Below are 2,443 nucleotides of genomic sequence, written 5' to 3'. Positions count from 1 at the left end.
GTCGGCTTGCCGAGACTTGGCATCGAGCGCGCGATCCAGTCCGCCGTCCAGTCGATCAGCTTTTCGCTGTCGACGATCGGCCGATCGAACATTCTGACCGCCTGCGAGGTGTCGGTAATCCAGGCCGTCGGTTCCTCTTTGCCGACAATGATCGGCGTGCGGCCGAGCCGGTTGCCAAGGTTCGCAGCGAGATCGCGCACGGCGAGAATTTCGGGGCCGCTAACGTTGATGGGCGAGGTCGGAGTGTCGCAGTAAGCGAGACAGCGCAACGCCTGTGCCGAAGCGTCCCCCTGCCAGATGAAATTGACGTGACCGAGACTGACGTCGATCGGCTGGCCGTGGACGATCTTTGTCGCGATATCGTGCAGCACGCCATAACGCATGTCGATCGCGTAGTTCAGCCGGAACAATCGCCCCGGCGTTTTGAACTTGCGCGAGAAGTACTCAAACATGCGTTCGCGGCCGACGCAGGATTGCGCGTATTCACCGGGCGGATTGGGGGGCACGGCCTCGTCCGCGCCTTTGCCGCTGACCGGTACGAACGGATAAACGCAACCCGTCGAGAACGCTACGATGCGCGAACCGGCAAACGCCTGCGCGACCAGCGCTGGGACATGCGCGTTCATCGCCCACGTCAACGACAAATCACCCTCCGCGCCGAATTTTCGTCCGGCCATGAAGATAATATTCGAGACCTTGGGCAGGCGCTTGATAGCTGCTTCGTCGAGGAGATCGCAGCTTACGGTTTCAATGCCGCGGCTTTCCAGCCAGGCTTTCGCGCTCGCATCGCTGAAGCGCGCCACGCCGATGATGCGGCGATCGGGCAGGGCGGCCTTGGCCAGTCCCGCCAGCGTCGGCCCCATCTTTCCGGCAACGCCAAGGATCATGATGTCGCCGTCGACTTTCCTAAGGTCTTCGATCAGGGCCTGGCTCGGCCGGCACAACAGCTCGTCAAGAGCGGCAACGTCGGGAATGGTGTTCGGCAGGGTCTCGCGCGTGAGCAGCATGCTTGTTTTCCGTGTCTTATTGCAGCCGCACGTCCCGCACCACAAACAACCGTTCGAGCGCGAGCACCAGGCCGTAAAGCGAAACTCCGAGCAGCGTCAGCAGCACGACAGCCATCACCATGGCCGGGGTGTCGAGCGAGGACTGCACCTGAATCATGAGATAACCAAGCCCACGTTCGGAGGCGATGAACTCGCCGACGATTGCGCCGGCCACCGCAAGGATGGCGCCGACCTTCATGCCGGAAAACACGTAAGGCAGCGCGCCAGGCAACTGTATCTTGCGAAACAACGTCCAGCGCGATCCGCGCAGCGATTTGACGAGGTCGAGCAAGTCGGGCTCCACCTCGCTCAAGCCGCGGGCGGTGGTCAGCAGGATCGGGAAGAAGCAGATGCTGAACGCGATCAAGATATTCGGAAAGACGCCGTAGCTGAACCAGACGATAATCAATGGGCCGAGCGCCACTTTCGGAATCATATTCAGCGTGACGAACAACGGAAGCAACATCAGGCTGCCCAGCGGCGACCAGCAGAACAGCACCGCCAGCATCACGCCGACCAAGGCGCCGAGCGAAAAGCCGCCTAGAATTTCCACAGCGGTCACGGCCACATTGGAGACCCAGGCATATTTCGAGGAGTCCAGTGTCGCAAGCGTCGCAAGCGGAGAAGGCAAGATGAATTTCGGGACCTGAAAGAGGTCGACCAGCACCTGCCACAACACGATCACGGCGACATGCACGATCAAAATAATCGCGAGTGTTCGGACTGAGCGCATTCCGTCGCTGACCACGCGCGTCCTCTTTCGTTTCCGGGCTGCGTCAATAGAGCAGCCCAGCCCAATTTATCGCGACAACGTCAGTCTTTCAACCATCCGGTTGATTAATCCTCAAGGCCGCAAAGCCTGTATCACGAGATCAACCACGTGTTTGCGGCGGGCCCGTTTGGCAGTCGCACTCGAGAGGTCCTTGCCGAAGATCGCTGATAGCGTCGGGGTGTTCGAAAAAAAGAAATAGCTGAGGCCCGCGATCGAAATGTAGAGATGCACTGGGTTGACGCCCTTGCGAAAGGTTCCTGCCCGGACGCCTTGCCTGAGAATTGTCGAGACCATCCTGACCAGCGGCGAATGCATGTCCTCGATCTTGGGCGAGGCGCGTACATGCCTCGCTCGATTGCGGTTTTCATCGTTGAGCAGCACGATGAAATCCGGGTGCAGTGCAAGATGATCAAACGAGCTTTCGATCAGCTTTTTGATGGCCTGCTCCGGCGGCAAGCCTTCAAGGTTTAGCTTGCGCTCATGGCTGCGGATCTCCTCGTAGACCCACTCAAGCACCGCGAGATAGAGCGCATCCTTGTCGCCGAAATAGTGGTAGAGGAGCTGCTTGTTGACGCCGGCACGCGCGGCGATTTCATCGACCCGCGCACCGGCCAGCCCACTTTTC

3 protein-coding genes are annotated in these 2,443 nt (G+C 59.8%); all 3 read right to left on the bottom strand.

Translation table 11 applies throughout. The features are described 5' to 3' along the window. Positions 1 to 1,007 (bottom strand): NAD(P)-dependent oxidoreductase (locus VJV58_RS19365; protein WP_324138978.1); only part of this gene is annotated, 1,007 nt, incomplete at its 3' end. A gap of 16 nt (positions 1,008 to 1,023) precedes the next feature. Continuing rightward, on the bottom strand, positions 1,024 to 1,779 hold the full coding sequence (locus VJV58_RS19360; protein ID WP_324138979.1) for an ABC transporter permease: 756 nt from the start codon (positions 1,777 to 1,779) through the stop codon (positions 1,024 to 1,026). Positions 1,780 to 1,890: 111 nt separating this feature from the next. Then, a partial coding sequence (locus tag VJV58_RS19355; protein ID WP_324138977.1) for a TetR/AcrR family transcriptional regulator occupies positions 1,891 to 2,443 on the bottom strand: 553 nt, incomplete at its 5' end.

This window comes from Bradyrhizobium sp. (genome assembly GCF_035273305.1).
Lineage (GTDB): Bacteria > Pseudomonadota > Alphaproteobacteria > Rhizobiales > Xanthobacteraceae > Bradyrhizobium.
The sequence above is the reverse complement of the archived record's forward strand: the minus strand, read 5'-3'. Positions and strand labels throughout refer to the sequence as shown.

Coding starts and splice junctions, on each gene's coding strand:
- VJV58_RS19360 (WP_324138979.1), bottom strand. CDS start 1,779: ATGCGCTCAGTCCGAACACTCGCGATTATTTTGATCGTGCATGTCGCC.